The following is a 2,742-nucleotide window of genomic DNA, read 5'->3' as shown; positions in this document are numbered from 1 at the left end:
TGGACGCACATGCAAGAAACTATGATGACCATGAATGCTCTTCTGGCGGAGGTTGCCAAACAACTTCAGTCACCGGAAAAAGCCGACAAGCGGGCTGCCGTTGTGAAGTTGCGCCGGATTGCAGACCTAGCAACAACATTGGCATTTACGATTGAATCTCAGCGCTAAATGGCGTTTGGCGACGGGGGCGTTGAAGATGTTCAGTCAAAATTGCCAAACATCGGACGTTGCTAGCTGTTAAAGCGAGCAAAGGGTTTGCTGCACAGGACACTTTCGGACAGCGTGGACCACCTAACAATAATAACTCAGATAGGAAGCTAGAGGATGGTCGACTCCAAATCCCAACCGATGCACCGGCGTCGTGGGACCAAACGTATGAACGCAAACCGCACGAAGCGAAACTCATCGATCCCAGGCGCGCGCCGATGGGAACCTAAAAGCTTCACGCGGCAATGACAAGCACACAGATCATTCTATTTCTTATCCTCGCCGCAACCTTGCTTGGTTTTGTCTGGGGCCGTTGGCGCTATGACGTTGTCGCAGGCGTAGCGCTACTTGCTGCTGTCTACTTGGGAGTTGTGCCCCCAGAGAATGCGTTCCTCGGGTTTAGCCATCCGGCTGTCGTCAGCGTTGCGGCTGTACTTGTGATTAGCCGCGCTCTTCAGGAAACCGAGCTAGTCAATTGGCTCGTTCGCATGCTCGCACCAGCGCGACTGACACCAACCACCCAGGTGGCAGCGGGTAGCGGTCTAACGTTGCTCCTATCTGCGGTGATGAACAATATTGGCGCATTGGCTCTCATGCTGCCGGTGACTATTCGCAATGCTTCACTGGCAAAACGGCCGGCGTCATTTTTGCTCATACCGCTCTCTTTCGCATCGCTGCTTGGAGGATTAATAACGCTTATCGGAACCCCACCCAACCTGGTTATCTCCGCTTTTCGTGCGGAACATGTTGGAAAACCGTTCTTGATGTTTGATTTTACACCCGTTGGCTTGACCATTGCCATCATCGGTCTCGTCTATCTCGCGATAGTTGGGTGGCGCCTTATCCCAGCTCGCGAAACTGAACAGTCCGCGAAACGACTTCTACGAAAATTGACACCATTTGTTGCCGAGGTTCGATTGCCTGAAGGCTCTTCGTTCAACGACCGGCAGGTTCGGCATGTCGAGGAGATATGCGGTAATGAGGTAACGATCATGACCGTCCTTCGGCATGGAGAGGAAATCCTTGCTCCTCGACCGATAGCTTTGTTGAGGGCGGGGGACATTCTCGTCATCAAGGGCGAACCAGGCATTTGGGAGCCGTTGTGTGACGGAAAACAATTTGATTTGCTGTCTAGAAACAATGTGGATGACCTAGCGATACGACTGCAGGATGCCGTGATAGCGGAGGCCGTTGTTATGCCGAACTCCGCGCTGGAGACGCGATCAGCCAGGAATATGCGGATGCATACTGACTACGGGGTCAATCTCCTTGCGCTGGCGCGAAGGGGTGAGCCGCAGTCGAGGCTTAAGGATTGGGAATTTCAAGTGGGCGACACTCTGTTGGTTCAGGGCGAGCGCAATACACTAGAGCGGGCACTTGCTGACTTAGGGTGCCTCATATTGGCCGACGGTGGCGGGACCGCGAAAGCTCAAAAAAAGGGGCTCCTCTTGCCGCTTGCCATCTTCGCCGTAGCTCTGGTCGCGGCAGGACTTGGTCTGGTATCTGTACCAATATCATTGGTAAGTGCCGTCGCTGCCTTGATTCTAGCTCGAACGATTTCACTTCAGGACGCATACGAAAGCATTGATTGGCCGATCCTCGTGCTTATCGGAGCACTGATGCCTATAGGTCAAGCCATGACGTCAACCGGCGCGGCGGGGCATATTGCCAGCCAGCTAGTCGCTTTGGCAGGTGTAATGCCGCTTTGGGCCATTATTGGATTAGTCATGGCTGTCTCTATGTGGCTTTCCGATTTGATTCACAATACGCCGACGGCAGTCATTATGGCTCCCATAAGTGCAGGCATTGCTGAAGGATTGCAGCTGTCAATCGACCCATTCCTAATGGCCGTTGCGGTTGGCAGTGCATCTGCATATTTGACACCAATCGGTCATCAATCGAATACGCTCGTTATGGGACCTGGCGCGTATCGCTTCACAGACTATACCCGCGTCGGAATTGGTCTGGAGCTTTTGATCCTGCTTGTCGGTGTTCCGATGATCCTCTTTGTATGGCCAGCATAGGAGCTCGACATGCTATTCTTTCAAGAAATGACCCGAGTGCAGGAGATTCGCCATGTACGCGACTTCGTGCGCGACAGCAGACTCGATGTGTCACGAACCACGAGTTTCGCGACAACACCAGCTCCCGATTCACCGGGTCTATTCGACCGCCAAGATGGAGGCCCTTGCGTTACTGACTGGATTAGATGCCCGGAGCTGTCACGCGGCTCCGCTCACCGCCGTCGGCTGCCTATGCATAGCGCCAATAGGGACAACGAGGGCGGCGCAGCCCGCCCGCGGTCGATATTCGATCAGGGGCGAGGTACGTCAACTTTCTGCTTCTGAGGGTAAGGCGGACGTGCCGTTGCGGCAGCGATTGGACTTGCTCAAACAGGCTGCGAATGTCGCCATTCTCTGGAGCCTGTGTGAAAACGCTCTGTTTGGGCGATGCTCGACAGGGGCGGGACTGTCCGACGAGATTTCGGGGGCAGGAGAATAGTTTTCGGCTCAGAAGGCGCCCTGGCCAGCCTAT

The 2,742-nt window shown here is 54.3% G+C and carries 1 protein-coding gene; it reads left to right on the top strand.

What is annotated here, in order from left to right; translation table 11 throughout:
* Positions 1-452: 452 nt before the first annotated feature.
* The gene (locus AC33YF_RS13590) at positions 453-2,231 is read left to right on the top strand and encodes an SLC13 family permease (protein ID WP_491777750.1); all 1,779 of its coding nucleotides are present in this window, start codon (positions 453-455) and stop codon (positions 2,229-2,231) included.
* The last annotated feature ends 511 nt before the right edge of the window (positions 2,232-2,742 follow it).

This window comes from Methyloceanibacter sp., assembly GCF_058506495.1.
Note: the sequence above shows the minus strand (reverse complement) of the source record. Positions and strands in the feature narration are given on the sequence as shown.

Coding starts and splice junctions, on each gene's coding strand:
- AC33YF_RS13590 (WP_491777750.1), top strand. CDS start 453: ATGACAAGCACACAGATCATTCTATTTCTTATCCTCGCCGCAACCTTG.